Origin of the sequence: Arenibacter echinorum, assembly GCF_003259375.1 — a bacterium.
GTDB classification, from domain to species: Bacteria; Bacteroidota; Bacteroidia; order Flavobacteriales; family Flavobacteriaceae; genus Arenibacter; species Arenibacter echinorum.
Map to the genome: position 1 here is coordinate 590,702 of NZ_QLLN01000004.1, position 19,098 is coordinate 609,799.

The window sequence follows — 19,098 nt, forward strand, 5'->3', positions numbered from 1 at the left end:
TTTACGATGTTTTTTCGGATTATTTTCTTTCAAAACAAGGTAATTGTTCTTGGAAATTTTTGAAATGATTTAGGTCAGGAATACCCACATTTATTAGTAATGCCCCTTAGATTTAGGTACCCAATAGTATAAATAACAGTAGTCACAAATACCACGGTATTTTATTCCCCAACCATAGGCCGCAAAGAAAATTGAACAAAATGATTTCCTACTATATCAAAAAGGGCATTGCTCATCTTACTTCAATTGTTGAAACAAAATAGCTATATTTAGAAAGATTAAGATATCCAGACCAACTCCATGAAAAATAAAGTTCGTACGGCCCCTTACCCACTTATATGTGCCGTACTAGTCTTCATAATATTTCTGTTCGTCAATTGTGGGCCAGAAAAAAAAGAACCCGAATTTTTAATGCGGACCGCTCTGTTGGTCAATGAAGACCATTCCTGGTACAAGGCTTTTGCCTATTTTGCGGAAATCGTAGAGGAACGTTCCAAAGGACGTATCAAGGTGGAGCTTTACCCCTCGGAACAATTGGCCAAAGAGATCGAGGCCATTCGACTGATCCAGGCCGAAGTTATCGATATGACCACTACAGGATCCACCCTGACCAATTGGTTCGAAGTAGCCACATTTTGCGAGCTGCCGTTCCTAATGCGGGACTCTACCGATATGAATCGCTACATTAAAGGTCCGGTCGGAAAATTAATGGAAGAGGAAATGATAAAGAAGGCAGGCTTACGTGCTCTTGGCCATTTTGAAAGGGGGCCACGGCATTTAACATCCAATAGACCAATACGCCACCCAGACGACCTAAAAGGCCTTATTATTAGGGTACCCAATGTACCCGCATTTGTAACCACTTGGAGTGCTCTAGGCGCCAAACCAACTCCAATGGCGTTTTCCGAAGTGTTTACTTCACTGCAACAAGGGACCATACAGGCACAGGAAAATCCATTTGCTATGATACATAACGCAGGTTTCTCCGAGGTACAGAAATACCTCAACTTAACAGGCCATGTCATAAGTTGGGTGTACCCAGTGGTGGGTGAAAAGCAATTTCAAAAGCTGCCCACGGACCTTCAGGAAATCTTTCTGCAGGCAGGGAAGGAAATGCAGGACTACGAACACCAGCTCTATCTTGAAAACGAAAAAAATGTACAGGAAGAATTGAAGGCAGAAGGCATGGAATTTATAGAGGTGGACCAAGAAGCCTTTGCAAAAAAAAGCGAGAAGGCCATTTATGAAAGCCTCTCCCCCGAAATTCAAAAAATATATAGAGAACTTAAAAAAGACTAAGACGATGCTAAATAAAACCATTGGCCGACTGCTCAAAATTGGTACCTTATTAAGTACATATGGCCTGCTTTTTACTGTTCTGCTTCAAATAATTTGTCGTTTTACTCCTATCAATACTCCTCCTTGGACAGAGGAGGCCTCACGAATTTTGTTTATTTATGCCATGTCGTTCGCCGCAGGTCTTGCAATGAAGAATGAGTTTTACGTGCATTTGGACATGTTTTACGATCGATTCCCAGAAAGGCTCAAAAAAATATTAAACCTGGCAGTACCGACAATTACCCTGGTCCTTTTTGTTGTCACGGCCATATACGCCATTAAATTCGTGATTTTGGGAATCCCGGAAAAGTCCCCGAGTATGGGCTTTAATATGGGCATAGCCTTCTTTAGCATCTTTATAATGTCCGCATCAATTAGTTATTACCTCGTAAGAAAAATTGTGAAAATTATGAAAAATTCTAGACCATGATTTGGATATTGGTTATCGTTTTTATTCTTGGTCTGATACTTCGGTTTCCTATTGCCTTCGCCTTAGGACTTGCCTGCTTAAGCTATCTGGTTATCAAAGGGGTTCCATTGATCATTGTACCCATGAAAATGTACTCTGGCATAGATGTCTTTGTACTGCTCAGTGTTCCGGGATTTATACTTGCCGGAAATCTGATGAACCAAGGCGGGCTCACTGAAAAAATAATTAAGTTCTGCAACCATCTTTTAGGTCATATTCGCGGTGGACTTTCCTTAGTCAATATTGGTGCTTCCATGCTTTTTGCAGGAATTTCCGGTACGGCCATTTCGGATACGGCCAGTATGGGCTCCATTATGATCCCTGCCATGAAAAAGGAAGGTTACGATACGGACTTTTCATGTGCCGTTACAGCAGCCTCCTCCACCATAGGGCCTATAATTCCCCCTAGTGTGCCCATGATCATAGCGGCGACCTTAAGCGGCCTGTCCGTAGGAAAATTGTTTTTGGCAGGAGCACTCCCAGGTTTGTTATTGGGCGTTGGTCTTATGTTTACCGCCTATTTTATATCCAAGCGAAAAAATTATCCAAAACACAAGCGCAGCAGTCTAAGGGATGTGGCGCGCAGTTTTGTAGATACCTTTTGGTCGCTATTGATGACCTTTATTATCCTTTATGGAATTGTAGGCGGAATATTTACTCCAACAGAGGCCTCGATTATCGCTGTAGTCTATGCTATGATTATTGGAAAGTTCGTTTATAAAAAATTGAATTTGAAAAACACACAGGTCATTATCCTGGACAGCATGAAGACTTCTGCCTCCTTGATGGTCTTGGTTGGTTTTGCCAATCTTTTTGGATATATATTGATTACAGAGCAAATTCCACAAGAGATATCAGCGGAAATTTTGGGATTCTCGGACAATAAATATGTGGTTTTACTACTGATCAACCTGTTATTGATCATAGTTGGCACCTTTATGGAAACCATCGCCGCCTTATTGATACTTTTTCCAATCCTATTGAAAGTGGCAGTTGCCGTAGATGTTGATCCCATACATTTTGCCGTGATAGCCGTGCTGAATTTAATTATAGGATTAACGACTCCACCCGTTGGGGTCTGTCTTTTTGTGGCTTCCAGTATTGGAAAGATTTCCATAGGTGCCGTAAGTAAAGCTGGCCTGCCATTTTTGTTGGTCAGTTTTTTAGTGTTGATTTTGGTTACCTTATTTCCGTGGTTATCACTGGCATTGCCCAACCTGTTTATAGATTGACCAAGAAAGTTCATGGTTCATTTTGAAATTGCTTGGGAATAGAGCATTATTATTGAAAACTTATTTATAATTATTAAAACTTTTAAAACAATGAAACCTATAAACACAGCTTTATGCTCTTTCGGAATGAGTGGATACGTTTTTCACGCTCCCTTCATTGAGGTACATCCAGGCTTCAATTTATACGGGGTTTGGGAAAGAACGAAAAACAACGCCCAGGCCAAATATCCAAACATAAAAACCTTCCGCTCCTTGGAAGAAATGTTGGCAGACCAAAATATTGAACTGGTAGTTGTTAATACCCCAAGTGTTACTCATTATGATTTTACCAAACAGGTCATAAATTCAGGGAAAAATGTAATAGTGGAAAAGCCGTTTACTGCAACTGTGCAACAGGCAGAAGAACTGATAAAGCTGGCCAAGGAAAAAAATGTAACACTTACCGTATACCACAATAGAAGATATGACAGTGATTTTAAAACAGTTAAAAAAATCCTGAACGAGGGATGGCTGGGAGAAATTGTTGAGGCGGAGATCCATTATGATCGTTATGACCCCGGGTTGAGTTATAAGGTTCATAAGGAAATGCCCACGGCCGCCGTTGGAAGTATATACGACTTGGGTTCACATTTAATAGATCAGGCATTAGTGTTGTTCGGTATGCCAAATGCCGTCTTCGCCGATCTGCATACCTATCGCCCCAATTCCAAAGTAGGGGACTACTTCGACATAAAATTATTCTATGGCACCCACCGGGTTATATTAAAATCCAGCTATTATGTTCGTGAGGCTTTGCCAGGAAATATTCTGAACGGAACCAAGGGCTCCTTCATTAAATCCAAGGCCGACATTCAGGAAGCAGAACTTCAAGCCGGAAAAATACCGGGTTCAAAAGATTGGGGCGCCGAACCGGATAAGGAAAAAGGATTATTGCATACCGAGAAGGACGGCAAAATCATTAGGGAACAGGTCCCTACCGTAAATGGGGATTATATGGAATACTATGAAGGTATTTACCAAGCCTTGCGAAATAATGGGTCGGTCCCGGTCACAGGAACGGAAGGAATGAATGTAATCAGAGTAATTGAAGCAGCCCTTGAAAGCAACAAGGATAGGAAAGTAATACAATTATAAGTCCTCCAGTTTACTGCCTTATCCCCCTAGCTAAAAATAAAAATATCCGAAGCAGGATGGAAATAATTGGATATGAAATAAATTACAGTACTTTTGTGTAATCGATTACATTTTTTAGAAAAGATAACTTTAAAGGGTTTTTATCGTCTCCTCCCAATAAATGGAAACGTCCAAAAAATTTAGAATGTGAGCCATAACATAAAAGCCTTTGATTAAGAAGTAAACAATTATATATGGCCAAGAACAATCAATAAATTTGAAAACATGAAAATATTAAACAGAACAAACACCAATTTACAATCGACCCCTCCAATTAAAGTCGTACAATTTGGCGAAGGCAACTTTTTAAGGGCCTTTGTGGATTATGCCTTCCAAAAATTGAATGAAGCAGTCAATTTTGATGCGGGAATAGCAGTGGTGCAGCCCATTGACCGGGGCATGGTAAAAATGCTGAACGACCAAGATGGACTATACACCCTGTTCTTGAAAGGCATTCAGAAAGGCAAGGAGATTCAACATAAAGAACTTATTACCAATATTGTAAAAGGAATTGACCCCTATAGCAATTTTAAAGACTATCTAAATTTGGCAAAGGAGGAAGCCCTTCAGTTTATTATTTCCAATACTACAGAAGCCGGTATTGCCTATGTTTCCACCGACACCTTGGATATGCAGCCACCAACTTCGTTTCCTGCCAAATTAACGGTGTTGTTATATGAGCGCTTTAAGCATTTTAAAGGTGATGCCAATAAAGGTCTAACCATAATTCCCTGTGAGCTGATCAATCATAATTCAGACACATTAAAGGAAATAATATTACAATACTCCGATGACTGGAACTTAGGCCAAGACTTCACCAATTGGCTTACCTCCAACTCTACATTCCATAACACCCTGGTAGACCGTATAGTACCTGGATACCCCAAGGATGAAATTGACGAATACAATGCCCAATTGTCCTATAAGGACAATTTAATAGTCGCCGCCGAAACATTTCTTCTATGGGTCATTGAAGGAGATGATACGCTAAAACAAAAATTACCCTTTCATAAAACGTCTCTGGACGTTAAGATTGTAAAGGATATGCAGCCCTATAGGACCAGGAAGGTCCGGATATTAAACGGTGCACATACTGCCATGGTACCATTTTCATTATTGTACGGGAATACAACTGTTAAGCAAACGGTAGATAATGTCTTTACCGGTAAGTTTGTGAATGATGCCATTTTTAATGAAATAAACCCTACGCTTCCAATGGGCAAAGAAGAGCTCGACAGCTTTGCTGAAGAGGTTTTGGACCGATTTAGAAATCCCTTTATTATTCATAACTTATCCAGTATTGCTTTAAATTCAATTTCAAAATTTAAGGTAAGGGTATTGCCAAGTTTATTGGAATACGTGGATATTCATAAAAAAATACCCACCAATTTAACTTTCGCCTTTGCAGCTTTAATTAGATTTTATAAAGGAACCTGGAAGGGCGGCGACCTGCCCGTTAACGACAGTGCGGAAATAGTAGATGCCTTTGCCGAAATATGGAAGTCCAGTAATTATGCGGAAATAGCAACAAAAACCTTAGGCAATACAGGCTATTGGGGAGAGGATCTAAACCAAATTGAAAACCTTTCCAATGCGGTTGCATTGGCCCTTGAAGAAATTGACACCAACGGAATAGAAGTAGGCTTTGCCAATTTCAGCAAAAGTTATTAAGCTTTAAACAAAACGAACTATACCTCATTACAATGAAAAGTAAAATTATAAAAGTAAATTCATCGGACAACGTTGCCGTTGCTTTGGTCAATTTAAAGGCGGGAGAGGTAATATCTTTTGAAGGCCGGGACATCACAGTGCTTTCGGATATCAAATCCAAACACAAGATTGCTTTGCAAAAATTTGAATCCGGGGACAGGATCACAATGTACGGTGTACTTGTTGGAAGTGCCAATGGCATTATTGAAAAAGGGGATGTACTCACCACCGAAAATGTTAAGCACCAGAGCGAAAAAGTTTTTCGAAAAACAGAAACCATTGGTTGGACGGCGCCCAATGTGGAAAAATGGAAGGACCGAACATTCTTAGGGTACCATCGGGAAGACGGACAGGTTGGTACGGAAAACGTATGGTTATTTTTTCCCTTAGTTTTTTGTGAAAACAGGAACATAGAAATCTTAAAGGAAGTTTTTGAAAAGGAGCTTATAAAACAAAAAGTGAATCCCCATCAAATGTTACTTCGTTCCTTGGTGAACAATACTACGGAAGAAGCTTCGGTCGAAAATAATTCCTATAATGTATTCGAGAATATCGATGTAAAATTTATAACCCACCCAGGGGGTTGTGGTGGTATAAGGCAAGATTCCGAAAGTTTGGCCAAATTATTGGCGGGCTACGTAAACAATCCCAATGTGGCCGGTGCCACGGTATTGAGCTTGGGCTGCCAGAACCTGCAGATAAGTGTTTTTAAGGAAGCCTTGAACACTATTAACCCCAACCTGAACAAACCGGTACTCATATTTGAGCAACAACAAATGGGTACGGTCAATGAAATGTTGTCGGCCATTGTAAAAGAGTCCTTTGAAGCCATTAAAAAAGCTAATAACACCGCGCGTAAACCTGCTCCATTATCCAAATTACGGGTTGGATTGGAATGTGGTGGATCGGACGGTTTTTCCGGTATATCCGCGAATCCTACTCTGGGAGCAGTTTCAGATTTATTGGCGGCACTCAATGGGACGGCAATATTATCCGAATTTCCGGAATTATGCGGGGTAGAGCAGGAATTGGTAAACCGATGTGTGGAAGATGATAAGGGACAGAAATTCTTGAAGTTAATGAAAGCCTACGAAAAATCGGTGGTGGATGCGGGTTCAGGTTTTGACATGAACCCTTCGCCAGGAAATATTAAAGACGGCTTAATTACCGATGCCATGAAATCTGCCGGAGCCGCAAAAAAAGGAGGTACCTCCCCCATCCAAGATGTCCTGGATTATGGTGAATACATTACCAAACCCGGCCTTAACCTATTGTGCACCCCAGGAAACGATGTAGAAAGCACAACGGCCATGGTAGGTTCGGGAGCCAATGTGGTCCTGTTTACAACCGGTTTGGGAACACCAACAGGAAATCCCATTGCGCCGATCATAAAAGTTTCTTCCAATACAGAACTTATGGAAAGAATGCCCGATATAATCGATATTGAAACCGGAGCGGTAATACGTGGTGAAAAAACCATTGAGGAAATGGCAGATGAAATGTTGAACTTTATAATCGAGGTAGCCAGCGGCAAGGTTCAAACCAAGGCAAAATTATTAAATCAGAATGATTTTATTCCATGGCGTAGAGGGGTGTCTTTATAATATTTTTTGGACTATTGCCCTAATTAATAAATAATGGAAGGTTGAAGAATTGAAATAATTTCTTTAACCTTCTTTATGTTTTAACGAGGATTTTCTAATAATCAGCTGGGGTGTCAACACCACGTTTTTGGTTATTTTAGTGTCCCCAGTATTGCTTACTTCTTCCAAAAAAACCTGAGCGGCGGTTCTTCCCATTTCCAGGGGAAATTGATCTACAGTCGTAATGGCAGTAAGTTCCATAAATCTGGTAAAGGGTTCATTGGAAAAACCTACAACGCAAATATCCTCTGGAATATTAAATCCACTTTCCTTTATTTCCTGAATAGCTCCCAAAGCAGCGAAATCACTGGAAGAAAATATTGCGTCTGGTGGTGTTTCCATATCCAAAAGTAACCGCGCGACCCTTCTACCATCAAGAACGTTGCTCTGTGTCTCAATGACCAAACTTTCATCAAATTCAATTCCATTATCGGACAAGGCCTGCTTATAACCCAAATATCTATTTCTAAATATTTCAAAGTTCCGATCGTTGGACAAATGTGCTATTCGCTTACAACCTTGGTCCAACAAATGTTTGGTAGCGTCGTAACCACCTTTAAAATCATCTATGGTTACAGAACTGATACCTTTTATATCTTTCTTCCTGTCAAAAAAGACCAATGGCGTTTTTTTATTTTTTAGAAGTTTATTAAACCCCTTATTTTCCTCCAGATTGGCATTGGAAATAGACATTAATATGCCATCCACTTGTACATTTACAAGAGAATTTATTTTTTCGTTTTCTATATTTTCCTGATTGTGGGTCTGACAGATTATTACGTGGTAACCCTTGGGGTACAATTCTTCTTCAATACCACGTATAACCGATGAAAAGAAATTACTATCTATTCTAGGAACAATGACACCTACATTATAACTCTTGCCGCTTTTAAGGGCCAAAGCCAACTTATTCTGCTCATAATTCATTTCCAAGGCGGTATCCAGAACCAGTTTACGCGTATTTAAACTTATTTTGGTATTGTTGTTTAGAGCCCTAGAGACGGTTGCAGCGGTGAGACCAAGTTTTTCCGCTATGTCATATATGGTCGTTTTCTTCTTCATGAATTATTTAACTTGGTACTTATAACAATAACAATACCACAATTGTTCGTTGAAAATTGATAACTTAGTTTCCTATTTAATCTAGATTTTGGTGTAAAATTAATTGATATAAACAACACATTTTATATTCTTCACCAATAACTACGATGAAGCTTCCGATAAAACCTATTTTTATATAACATTGGCAAGATATAATATTTCAGCTATTATGTTGTAATCGATTGCATATAAACCTTTTCCCTTACACTATAATTCTAACAATTCTTATAGTGCTGTCCATTTCAGCTCAAAACAACACAAAAGAATGGAGAAAATGCCTTAGGCCAAATGGCGTTGAGGACAATACCCACCTATCGGTAACAGGAGCAACCTTGGTCGGTCAACTAGCCCTTGATGAAATGGAAAAGCAAAAAATAAAATTCTAAGCGAATTCAAGTAAGAATGGATTTATGAATACTTAACCCCTTCCATTACTTCGCCATATTATTGTTTATCAACCAATGTTTCAAGGATTCTGGCCAATATGTATTGGTACCTTCCCTACCCAATCCGAAACCATGTCCTCCACTCTCATAAATATGTAATTCGGCGGGAACATTATTCTCTTTTAGCCTTAACAAGTAATTAATACTATTTTCCACGGGAACAGCCTTATCATCCACCGCATGAATTAGAAAAGCAGGAGGAGTGTTGATATCTATTTGCCTTTCATTGGAATATTTATCTAACAAGTCAGCACTTACATTTTCTCCCAACAAATTTTTTCTGGAACCTTTGTGTGTAATGCCATCCTCCATTGAAATTACCGGATAGATCAAAATGGAAAAATCCGGGCGGGCACTTAGGGGTTCGGAATCATAAACTTTTTCACTATAAAGGGTGGAAAGCGTGGAAGCAAGATGACCGCCAGCTGAGAAGCCCATAATTCCTATTTTGTTAGGATCTAGCTTCCATTTAACGGCATTGCGCCTTACCAATCTAATGGCTTCCTGTGCATCTTGTAAAGGCCCTATAGATTTATCTTTCATAATCAAATCATCGGGTAGTCGGTATTTTAAAACGAATGCTGAGACCCCTATACTATTAAACCATTTAGCTACCTTATAACCTTCCTTATAAATAGCCAAATGCGAATAACCCCCTCCTGGGCAAATAACCACGGAAGCACCACTGGATTTATCCCCATCCGCTAAATAAACAGTCAAACTAGGGTAGGTCACTTTACTAACCCCTCTAACTTCGTTGGCATCATCATATGTCAGTACCTCTTTATACTCCTTGTTCTGAATCGAATTTGGTACCGCATTGGGCCAAACAGGAAGAACCTCTTGAGCATATAAGCTTACATCTCCAAAAAAAGTAAAATATAGTATTGTTAAATAGGCAAATAATTTTACTCCACTTTTCTGAATCATATTTTCATTTTATATATTTCGCTTCCCGCCAATAAAAAACAACCTAGTCCATAGTCCTCAAAATCAGGGACCTTGTCATAGGATAAGGGTTGACCATCTTTTGGTTCTTTACCTGTAGACTGTAAATATCCCAAAAATCCATTCGTATGCAAGCCTTCTTCTATCATGGCTTTCCAACCTTTTTCTATTATGGGAAGATAGGTCTCCTTGTCCAAAATTCCGTTGTTTACGCCATATGTTATACCATAAATAAACAAGGCGGTGCCCGATAGTTCCTTTCCCCCATAATGCTTGGGGTCGTGCAAACTTACATTCCAAAAGCCGTCTTTTCTCTGGATGGGGACCAAGGCTTCCGCCATAGATTTCAGGTCTTTAATATACTGATCTCTATGGGGGGCATTATCAGGAATAATACTTAAAACTTTTGCCAAGGCCGCAATCACCCAACCGTTTCCACGACTCCAATAAGAATCCTCACCATTGGGTTCTGTGTAGGGTGGATCAAAATCGGCATCCCGCCACCATAGTCCATCCTTGGGGTTATAAAGCCCCTTATCGCCATGCTTGTTCCTTGTATACATATACATCCCGTACATTTTTTCATAGTAGCGATCATCCTTCTCCAAAACACCCAATTTTGCAAAAACGGGCATGCCCATTTGAATGGCATCGATCCAAGACCAATCGTCCAATTGTGGGGTGTTCAGGAGCATATTAATACATGCCTTTGTGTTCTTCAGTTTTTTGGGATCCGGCTCCAAATTGTATAAATCTATATAAGTTTGGGCAGCACAATAATCGTCGGCGTTGCGATTGGCATTGCCATTTCTAAAACCCCATCCGTGAAATTCCGCCCAATCATAGGCGTAATCGTAATACACTTCTTTTGGGTAAATTTCATGCAATGCCATAAGGCCTTCATAATATACTCCCCGTGTCCAAATATTACTTGGGCGCTCCTTATTTGTAATGATCGTTTTCCCTACGTCTGGCCATTTATTCATAAAATATTCATTGGCCAGTTGCATGTGCTCCAATACTTTGGGCTTATCGGTAATTTGGGCAAATATCGCTTGCAACGATATAAGGGTAACGCCAATAAATAAGAGTTGTTTTTTCATTTTGTCACTGTTTTATTTCTATTAATTCATTTTTAAAGGAGTCAAGGTAACAGGCCCTAAAATACCGGAGGGCATAGGCTCCCATAGAGTAGCATCGAACTTTTTATAATCTTTATCCACCATATTTATTTCGTAGAAATTTTTCCATTCCTCTCCCCTCAGTTCTTTTGCTCGAATCCTGTTGGCAGAGAGATTTGTGACCTCCAAGGTTATTTTGTTATTCCCTTTCTTTAGGGATCCAATATTGATCTCAAAAGGATTGGCCCATACGGTTCCCACATAGATATCGTTTATCCAAATTTTGGCACTTTCCCTTACGTCTCCCAATTTTAATAGCCAGGCCTCCGTTTTAGTGTCCGGATTTTGAAACTCCAGTTCATACTTGGCCGTACCTGAAAATTCCTCAGCTTTTTTACTAAATTTTGTCCAAGATTTCAGGTTTGAAATAGTGGTGTTTTCAGGTAAAATTGGACCGCCCCTTAAAAACGATATTTGCCAATCCCTTTTGATCTCGTGGGATTCACCTGTGGTTTCAAAGTATTCCCAGTGCTTGGTATTAGATTGTTTACCAGTTATTATAAAGAGTGCGTCTCCAGGCTTAATCTGAACTTTAACCCTAGTTTTGTTGCCTTCATTTTCAATTTTGGCCTTCCCCGTTATATCGATATTGGGGTCAAATATATCCACCTCCTTGTAACTACCATTTATTGGAATGTATTGGTCAACCATTTTTGATGTATGGTTTACTAGATAATATATTTTATCGCCATTATTATCCCTTCTGATAAATTTCAAGCCAGTTTCAACCAATTTCTCGGGTTCAACCTGGGCCATTTCCAAATCTGAAAATATATTTTTGGACGGATTAATAAGTGATCTATTATCCAATAGCAATTGCTGCATTTCACTATGTTGCAATTTAAAGTCCTTAAACCCGGGTACAGTTTCCGGAAGATTTTGAAAGATGATATTTGCCCCCTGTTTTTTAAGCGCAATTAATTTTTTTAAAGTGCCCAATGGCATATACTTGCTGGTAGGAATGATTAAACTTTTATAACTACCACCCGGCAATTTTATTTCACCATTTTCAATTGTTGCCTTTTCAATAAAATTATCCGAAACAAAATCAAGGCCGTACCCTTTTTGCATTAGACTTCTCGTAGTTTCATAAAACGGCTGATTCTGTAGCCATTCGTCCAAGGAATGTATCTTGAATTGAAAAAAGAGTGCACCGTTCAAGTAGCTGTTCCACACATCGTGTACCGGCCAATAAAGTAAAGTTTCATTATCAGGTTTGCCAGCTTGTAAAAAAGACTGGCAATTGGTGATATACGAAAATAATTGTGATTCGTCCTCTCCCAGAGATAGATTGGGGTTGAAATTTACCGAGGCGTAAAATTTCCATCCTGGCCATGGGGCGCGAGTGGGAGAATAGGTGGTGCCATGTAAAAAGACATGATTTACCCCATTTAAAAATAAATCTTCCACTTCAGGTTTACATTGGGAAAGGGCTGTTTTAAAATGATCCCGCAACCAAGTAAAAGTCTCCGATGAGGTTAGTGGCTTTCCTGCGATATGTGCTGACGAAGACGAGAATTTTAGCATAACTGGATCAGCATCGCCTTCCCGAATATCCTCCTTTTCCCTGCGCAACCCAGGTATATCATAAGGCATGGACCCGAAAGTTTCACACTCGGGAATATCGGCCGAGGCGTATAGATCGATCAAATTTCCCGGTGAACCATGTGCTTGAAGTCGTGACTTAAAACCTTTGCTATGAGCCCAATCCGTCCAAGGATTATCAAAATCCAACAATAACAAATCGGACAAGGTTTCCCTATAATCACTTTTTAACCTATTGGCTTCTTCATTATCCTCCTCACTTAATAATAACGGCAGATAGGGTTTCAGATCATAACCGCGATACTTTTCAAAAGCTTTAAAAAAGTGAGGAGTGAAATCGGTTCCATAAACCTCATAGCTATCATTAAAAATGGAGCGTATTCTACCTTCAAACCCAGTTAAAGCTTCATCAAAAGGTTTTAAATAAGCTTTCAGGGCATTTGTGGAATAATGATCAAGGGTAAAACCACCACCACCTGGAGCTGCCCGTTTTACTTCTTGCCCGGTTTTACCAACAAATACGGCATAAATAGTGAAATCTTCCTCTTTTGCTTTCCAATTTATCCAGTTCCCTCTAAGTTGTGGAGTCAAGTCTAAATAAGTACCCTCATTTCCATAGGCCAACAAATATTGTAAATGGGCCGGTTGTTTTTCTGTGTTATCCTTAACAAGTATATGCTGTGAAAATTTCTCACCCCTATTTACGGTATAGGTTTGTGTTATTAATTTTGTAGCAGCAAATTCCGGAGTTACTTGCGGACCACCATAGGGCCATCCTGTACCCAATGTTAAGTCTACCTGCATTCCCAAACTATCCGCTGTCTTAATAGTGTAGTCCAACATTTGCAGCCATTTGGGGGATAAGTAATTCAAAAAATTACTTTCTTCTCCTTTTACACCATAAATAGGTGCAATTTCGACACCTCCAATCCCCACTTTTTGCAAGTCGATTAAATTCTGTTTTAAATTTAAAGTATCCACAGCGCTAGCCATCCACCACCATCGGGTCCATGGCTGGGTCGTATTGATTTTCCCAGGGGGTAAGTCGTTGTTTTCCTGCGCACTAACAAAGAACAAAGGGATGTACAATAGAAGTAATGTTAATCCAATATTTTTTGGTAATAGATTATTCATTGGAGTATAATTTTCAATTTTCATTTGGTACTTTAGGTAATTCTATCGGTTGATCTTAGCCTTTTTTTTAACTGTAAATTACCCTAAGCCCCTTATCAATCACACTTCCACATTGTAATCGATTACCTTATTACCGGGATTGGGTAAATTGGATTCGCTTTAAATACTAAAAATAATAACTTAATTAAGATCTGGCATCCTGTGGCATCCTGTATTTTTTAAAATGAAATTGATTGATAAACACTGTTGCCCATTACAGCTTAACATTTCGGTTACAGCATAGCACAGGATACTAATACAGAACCAAACAATTATCTTTAGCCATGCCGCAATGCAATAGTATGTTCTATTTTTTTATGTTTTTCTTTCCATATTAGGTGGTTCAAAAGCTTAAAATACACTAGGCTATTATGGAAAATTAATCCCCCCAATTGGAACCAACTAAAATTGAATGTCGAGTTTGGCCAAGAGGATTGTTATCTGCAAATAATTGGGTAATTTACAGTTAAAGTAACCAATTCACAGGTCAGTAAAGAATCGGACCGTTATTAAGCCCTAAATAAATGATGGAAACAACACCATAATAGCACTAATAAATCCAATTAACTAAAAAACAACCTTATGAAAGCAACACTATATTGCCTATCGTTTGTTTTGCTAATCGCCTTTCCATCCTGTAAAAAAGAAGTGGAAAAGGGCCAAATAATACAATTGACCAATACTTCGGAGGTGGATTTATTAGATAAGCCCATTTCTGTTGATAAAAAATTACTGAGTCAGAAAGACAGCCTTGCCAAATATCCTCTTGTAGTTTTTGATCTGGATACGCTTCCTTCACAACTAAATGATACGGATAATGATGGGCAGTGGGACGAGCTTTTTTTTGTTGCTGATTTTAACCCGAAAGAATCAAAGGCTATTGAGCTGAATTGGACAGACCAAAAACCAATTTATAGGGCAAGAACCAGTGTTAGGTTTGGTAAACGAAGCTCAGCGGATACCCCGGTACAGCCAACCACCAGTGAAACCATGATGGCCAATGAACTTCCCAAAAGTCTGGGCTACCAACAATACCAGACCGATGGGCCTTCCTGGGAAAATGACAAGGTGGGGTTTAGACATTATTTGGACGGTAGAAATGCAAAAGACCTTTTCGGAAAAAAGACTTCTGGCATCTCTCCTGAGGATGTTGGTCTTAACGCAAATGGTGCCGTAGAGGACAACTATCATGTAATGGAAGACTGGGGCAGGGATATTCTTGCCGTTGGCAATTCTGTTGGCTTGGGGGGCTATGCCCTTATTACCGAGACTGAATTTATGCGATTGGGGGTAACTGTAGAAGATTCTATAAACAATGTAGAAAAAACGTCTTTTCAAATTGTTGCAGAAGGACCTGTAAATTCTATATTATCTTATACATATGACCATTGGATGCCCAATGACAGGACTTATTCGGTCAACGAAATCACTACTATTTGGCCAGGGATGTATGGCTATAAAAATAAGGTTTCGGTATCTGGCTTAAAGGGAGACGAATATTTGGCCGTTGGTCTTGTAAACATTCATACGGATAAAGAATTGGGCATTTTTGATGATAACAGTAAATATGTGATTTTGTACACTCATGACATGCAGACCTATGACAAGGAATGGTGGCTGGGAATGGCACTAATTGTACCCAAGGATAAATATTTAGGGCATACGGAAGCTCCTAAAACCGGCAATCTTTCCAACAGTTATTTGGCCAAACTTAAAATCAGTAACAACGAGCCTATAAGCTACTATGCCATTGCTGGCTGGGAGCTAAGTGACGAAAAGTTTACGGACGAAACCTATTTTATAAATTATTTGAAAAGGCTTACCCGTCAACTTTCAGCTGAAATCGATATAGAAATAAAAAATTAATTGAAAAGCCCTAAAAAAATGGATATATCTAAATATATAAGTATCAAAAAATTATCAATATTGTCATTGGCCATAACTGTTCAAACAGAAATAATGGCACAAGAGCCCGCCAATGATGTAACAACCCCATTACATTTGTTGCAGCCCGACTATCCTACTCCCTACGGAGCCAAAACCGTAGAGGAAATCACAGCTACCCTAGACAGGGTATATAACTTTTTGGATGCTACTACCCCAGCCAAATTGGTAGACAGCAAATCCAATCAGGAAGTAACCAATCTAAAAAAGCTGGACGAAAACACCATTTTTGCACCTGGTGCATTCCGACTTACCAGTTACGAATGGGGAGTTACCTATGCTGGAATGCTATTGGCCACGGAAGCTACCGGCAACCCAAAATATGCCAATTATACCAATGATAGAATTAAACTCATAGCTGATATTGCCCCCGTTTACAAAGAACAACATAAGAAAAACAAAGATTTCCCTTCTCCCATATCATCCGTTCTTAATCCGCATGCCCTAGATGATGCAGGTGCAGTTTGTGCAGCAATGATAAAAGTGGAAAGATCAGGTCTTAAAGCCGACCTAAGACCGCTGATAGATAATTTTATAGATTATATAAGCAATAGGGAATTTAGGTTTTCAGACGGAACACTAGCCAGAAACAGACCTCAACCCAACACTTTATGGCTAGATGATCTTTTTATGAGCGTCCCGGCCTTGGCCCAAATGGGGAAATTAACAGGAGAGGTTGAATATTTTGATGATGCTGTAAAGCAGGTTGCCCAATTTTCCGAAAGAATGTTCAATAAAGGGAATGGGCTATACATGCACGGCTGGGTGATGGCTATGGACGATCACCCCCAATATCATTGGGCAAGAGCCAACGGTTGGGCTGTAATGACCATGGTTGAATTGTTGGAAGTATTGCCAAAGAACCACCCAGGCTATAATATGGTCTTAACACAATTACAGGATCATATCAATGGATTGGCCCGCTATCAAAACGGAACAGGATTTTGGCACCAGTTAATTGACCGCAATGATACCTATCTCGAAACTTCTGCAACGGCAATCTACACCTATGCCATAGCAAGGGCCATCAATAGGGGATATATTGATAAATTGGCCTATTCACCAATGGCATTGTTGGGATGGAATGCCGTTGCCACCAAGGTAAACGCCAAAGGGCAAGTTGAAGGTACCTGCGTAGGAACCGGAATGGGTTTTGACCCAGCCTTTTATTACTACAGGCCCATAAATGTGTTTGCGGCACACGGCTATGGTCCGGTAATGCTTGCAGGAGCTGAAATAATACTATTGCTTAAGAATAATGATTTTGAGATAAATGATAGCTCCCTGCAGTTGAAAGTAAATAAATAACAAGCATTTAACAGCAATGTACTATAACCATTCCTATTAACTAGAGGTTCAATCTGAAGCAAAATGCACGAAAAACAACCTCAAAAGTACCGTGGAAATTAAATAATCAACCATGTATAGAAATGCTTTTAAGATGAAATTAAAGTCCGGTTTCGAAGCCGAATATAAAAAGCGCCATGTTGAAATATGGCCAGAACTTTCCGATTTACTTTCCAAGGAAGGTATCTCGGAATATTCCATTTTTTTGGATGAAGAAACCCTAACCCTTTTCGCATTCCAGAAGTTGTCGGATAATTTTAATGACTTGGCAATTCAGAATCATCCCATGGTAAAAAAGTGGTGGACATATATGGCGGATATTATGGAAACCAACCCCGACAATTCTCCACAATCAAGTACGCTGAAAGAAGTATTCTTTATGGAGTAATAAGTTTTAGAAAATCTTATGTCACCGTTGCTCCAAAATAGAAGCATTTCCTAACGAACTCCTAAGCAATTTCCATGCCCTTCCCCTATTTAAAACAGTTTATGGTCATGGATGACAAGTGGTGCATGCCATAGGAGTCCTGATCACTATTTAAATTTTCTTTCCGTGTAAGGGAAAATCAAATTAAGGTTCGGACTCTTACCCGCAAAGACTACCTATTTAGTTCTATACTCGCCAATATAAACGGACCTGTTCCTTTTGGGTCGTTGGGGCGAATAATTTCATTTACATAATATTCATAGGATCCATCCCTGTATGGGTCGCCTCCCAAACCGGCAACTCCACATACTTGGTTAAGATTAACAATACCACTCTCTTCAATTGAAATTAAATTATCCAATATTCCAGCATAGGCCTTTTCTGCAATCTCCAAATATTTTTCGGGCAAATATCCATTATGGGCACCTTTGGCAAAAGTATAGGTAAACATTGCACTTCCGGATGCCTCCAAATAGTTACCTTCCCGATCACCCTGATCCAACACTTGGTACCATAGGCCTGTTTTATGCTGATATTTGGTAACTGCATCGGCAAATTGATTCAGGTACCTAATAATCCTCTCTCTTCCCGGGTGGCTTTCAGGCAAAAAATCCAAAACATCTACCATTGCCATACCGTACCATCCCATAGCCCTAGACCAAAAATGCGGGGAGGTCCCAGTTTTCTTATTTGCCCATTTTTGTTCCTTGCTTTCATCCCACCCGTGATAAAGCAGTCCCGTTTTATCATCAAGACTATGCTTTTGTATCAAATCAAATTGATGCACTATATCATCGTACACCTTTTTCACCTCAGCCTCATCCTTTTCAAAAATTTTGGTGTACTGTGCATGAAAGGGTTCTGCCATATACAATCCGTCCAACCACATTTGATAGGGATACCTCTTCTTGTGCCAAAAACCTCCATCCGATGTTCTTGGTTGGGAATCCATTTGGCTACTTAAGGTCTGCATGGCCTTTAAAAAACGTTCCTCCTTAGTTTTCTCATATAGGTATAACAAAACGTCCCCAGATTTGATCATATCCAAATTCTGGTCCTCCAAAGAGTATGTTTTTATGGTTCCTGTACTATCTATTAGATCATCGGCGTAGGCATAGATATAATCGTAGTATTTTTGCTTCTTGGTTTCTTCATATACCTTTATGGCGGCAGATAATACCAAGCCATTGGTATAGCTCCATCGAGGTTTATCTACAAAGTCAAGTTTGGTTGCGTCCGGAAAACGTTCAATTTCTGAAGTCAGCATTCTTTCGGACCATTTTAGATTTTCGGGAACAATTATGGCCGCTGTGGATTCCTCCTTTACCTCATCGGATTTCCCTTTGGCCTCCTTACATGAAGTTACAGATAAACCAATAATCAATACACAAAGAGAAATACAAGTTCTTAAATTATTCATG

At 39.5% G+C, this 19,098-nt stretch carries 15 protein-coding genes; 10 read left to right on the top strand and 5 right to left on the bottom strand.

The annotated features are described in order from the left end of the window. Positions 1-300 precede the first annotated feature (300 nt). From LV92_RS12900 to LV92_RS12925, 6 genes are all read left to right on the top strand, one after another. Positions 301-1,299 (top strand): TRAP transporter substrate-binding protein, encoded by a 999-nt coding sequence (locus LV92_RS12900; RefSeq protein ID WP_111624039.1) that lies wholly within the window; start codon positions 301-303, stop codon positions 1,297-1,299. 4 nt (positions 1,300-1,303) lie between these two features. Beyond that, positions 1,304-1,768: a TRAP transporter small permease gene (locus LV92_RS12905; RefSeq protein ID WP_170126318.1), complete on the top strand. Its 465-nt coding sequence runs from the start codon at positions 1,304-1,306 to the stop codon at positions 1,766-1,768. Further along, on the top strand, positions 1,765-3,039 hold the full coding sequence (locus LV92_RS12910) for a TRAP transporter large permease (RefSeq protein ID WP_111624041.1): 1,275 nt from the start codon (positions 1,765-1,767) through the stop codon (positions 3,037-3,039). The genes LV92_RS12905 and LV92_RS12910 overlap by 4 nt, the downstream gene beginning before the upstream one ends. 90 nt (positions 3,040-3,129) lie before the next feature. Further along, positions 3,130-4,173, top strand: coding sequence for a Gfo/Idh/MocA family oxidoreductase (locus LV92_RS12915; protein WP_111624042.1), 1,044 nt, complete (start codon positions 3,130-3,132; stop codon positions 4,171-4,173). A 264-nt stretch (positions 4,174-4,437) separates the two neighbouring features. Continuing rightward, positions 4,438-5,883 (top strand): tagaturonate reductase, encoded by a 1,446-nt coding sequence (locus LV92_RS12920; protein WP_111624043.1) that lies wholly within the window; start codon positions 4,438-4,440, stop codon positions 5,881-5,883. Between the two features lie 32 nt (positions 5,884-5,915). Beyond that, entirely contained in the window at positions 5,916-7,526 is a 1,611-nt protein-coding gene (locus LV92_RS12925; RefSeq protein ID WP_111624044.1) for a UxaA family hydrolase, read from the top strand. Between the two features lie 63 nt (positions 7,527-7,589). Here the strand turns inward: LV92_RS12925 and LV92_RS12930 are convergent, their stop codons facing one another. Then, positions 7,590-8,627 (bottom strand): LacI family DNA-binding transcriptional regulator, encoded by a 1,038-nt coding sequence (locus LV92_RS12930; protein ID WP_111624045.1) that lies wholly within the window; start codon positions 8,625-8,627, stop codon positions 7,590-7,592. A gap of 269 nt (positions 8,628-8,896) precedes the next feature. Here LV92_RS12930 and LV92_RS21790 point away from each other — a divergent pair, with 269 nt between their 5' ends. After that, on the top strand, positions 8,897-9,052 hold the full coding sequence (locus LV92_RS21790; RefSeq protein ID WP_170126319.1) for a hypothetical protein: 156 nt from the start codon (positions 8,897-8,899) through the stop codon (positions 9,050-9,052). A 45-nt stretch (positions 9,053-9,097) separates the two neighbouring features. On the opposite strand, the gene LV92_RS12935 is transcribed toward LV92_RS21790, so the two are convergent. From LV92_RS12935 to LV92_RS12945, 3 genes are read right to left on the bottom strand one after another with little or no spacing between them, the layout of a single operon-like run. Further along, entirely contained in the window at positions 9,098-10,042 is a 945-nt protein-coding gene (locus LV92_RS12935; RefSeq protein ID WP_111624046.1) for an alpha/beta hydrolase, read from the bottom strand. Continuing rightward, positions 10,039-11,163, bottom strand: a complete 1,125-nt coding sequence (locus tag LV92_RS12940; RefSeq protein ID WP_111624047.1) for a glycoside hydrolase family 88/105 protein — start codon at positions 11,161-11,163, stop codon at positions 10,039-10,041. Before LV92_RS12940 ends, LV92_RS12935 begins: the two co-directional genes overlap by 4 nt. Positions 11,164-11,184: 21 nt before the next feature. Then, positions 11,185-13,920: a glycosyl hydrolase gene (locus LV92_RS12945; RefSeq protein WP_111624142.1), complete on the bottom strand. Its 2,736-nt coding sequence runs from the start codon at positions 13,918-13,920 to the stop codon at positions 11,185-11,187. Positions 13,921-14,541: 621 nt separating this feature from the next. Between LV92_RS12945 and LV92_RS12950 the strand changes: the two genes are divergently transcribed. The 3 genes from LV92_RS12950 (at position 14,542) to rhaM (ending at position 17,638) form a co-directional block, all read left to right on the top strand. Continuing rightward, positions 14,542-15,825 (top strand): DUF4861 domain-containing protein, encoded by a 1,284-nt coding sequence (locus LV92_RS12950; RefSeq protein ID WP_111624048.1) that lies wholly within the window; start codon positions 14,542-14,544, stop codon positions 15,823-15,825. 18 nt (positions 15,826-15,843) lie between these two features. Next, the gene (locus tag LV92_RS12955; protein ID WP_111624049.1) at positions 15,844-17,211 is read left to right on the top strand and encodes a glycoside hydrolase family 88/105 protein; all 1,368 of its coding nucleotides are present in this window, start codon (positions 15,844-15,846) and stop codon (positions 17,209-17,211) included. A gap of 112 nt (positions 17,212-17,323) precedes the next feature. Beyond that, positions 17,324-17,638 (top strand): L-rhamnose mutarotase, encoded by a 315-nt coding sequence (rhaM, locus tag LV92_RS12960; RefSeq protein WP_111624050.1) that lies wholly within the window; start codon positions 17,324-17,326, stop codon positions 17,636-17,638. Between the two features lie 211 nt (positions 17,639-17,849). Here the strand turns inward: rhaM and LV92_RS12965 are convergent, their stop codons facing one another. Further along, a complete protein-coding gene (locus LV92_RS12965) occupies positions 17,850-19,097 on the bottom strand; it encodes a glycoside hydrolase family 88/105 protein (RefSeq protein ID WP_111624051.1) in 1,248 nt (415 codons plus the stop codon). Position 19,098 lies beyond the last annotated feature (1 nt).

Bases quoted from the DNA above. Each gene is read 5' to 3' on its own strand.
- rhaM (WP_111624050.1), top strand. From the start codon at position 17,324: ATGTATAGAAATGCTTTTAAGATGAAATTAAAGTCCGGTTTCGAAGCC.
- LV92_RS12935 (WP_111624046.1), bottom strand. From the start codon at position 10,042: ATGATTCAGAAAAGTGGAGTAAAATTATTTGCCTATTTAACAATACTA.
- LV92_RS12920 (WP_111624043.1), top strand. From the start codon at position 4,438: ATGAAAATATTAAACAGAACAAACACCAATTTACAATCGACCCCTCCA.
- LV92_RS12930 (WP_111624045.1), bottom strand. From the start codon at position 8,627: ATGAAGAAGAAAACGACCATATATGACATAGCGGAAAAACTTGGTCTC.
- LV92_RS12955 (WP_111624049.1), top strand. From the start codon at position 15,844: ATGGATATATCTAAATATATAAGTATCAAAAAATTATCAATATTGTCA.
- LV92_RS12965 (WP_111624051.1), bottom strand. From the start codon at position 19,097: ATGAATAATTTAAGAACTTGTATTTCTCTTTGTGTATTGATTATTGGT.
- LV92_RS12910 (WP_111624041.1), top strand. From the start codon at position 1,765: ATGATTTGGATATTGGTTATCGTTTTTATTCTTGGTCTGATACTTCGG.
- LV92_RS12925 (WP_111624044.1), top strand. From the start codon at position 5,916: ATGAAAAGTAAAATTATAAAAGTAAATTCATCGGACAACGTTGCCGTT.
- LV92_RS12950 (WP_111624048.1), top strand. From the start codon at position 14,542: ATGAAAGCAACACTATATTGCCTATCGTTTGTTTTGCTAATCGCCTTT.
- LV92_RS12945 (WP_111624142.1), bottom strand. From the start codon at position 13,920: ATGAATAATCTATTACCAAAAAATATTGGATTAACATTACTTCTATTG.
- LV92_RS12900 (WP_111624039.1), top strand. From the start codon at position 301: ATGAAAAATAAAGTTCGTACGGCCCCTTACCCACTTATATGTGCCGTA.
- LV92_RS12940 (WP_111624047.1), bottom strand. From the start codon at position 11,163: ATGAAAAAACAACTCTTATTTATTGGCGTTACCCTTATATCGTTGCAA.
- LV92_RS12905 (WP_170126318.1), top strand. From the start codon at position 1,304: ATGCTAAATAAAACCATTGGCCGACTGCTCAAAATTGGTACCTTATTA.
- LV92_RS12915 (WP_111624042.1), top strand. From the start codon at position 3,130: ATGAAACCTATAAACACAGCTTTATGCTCTTTCGGAATGAGTGGATAC.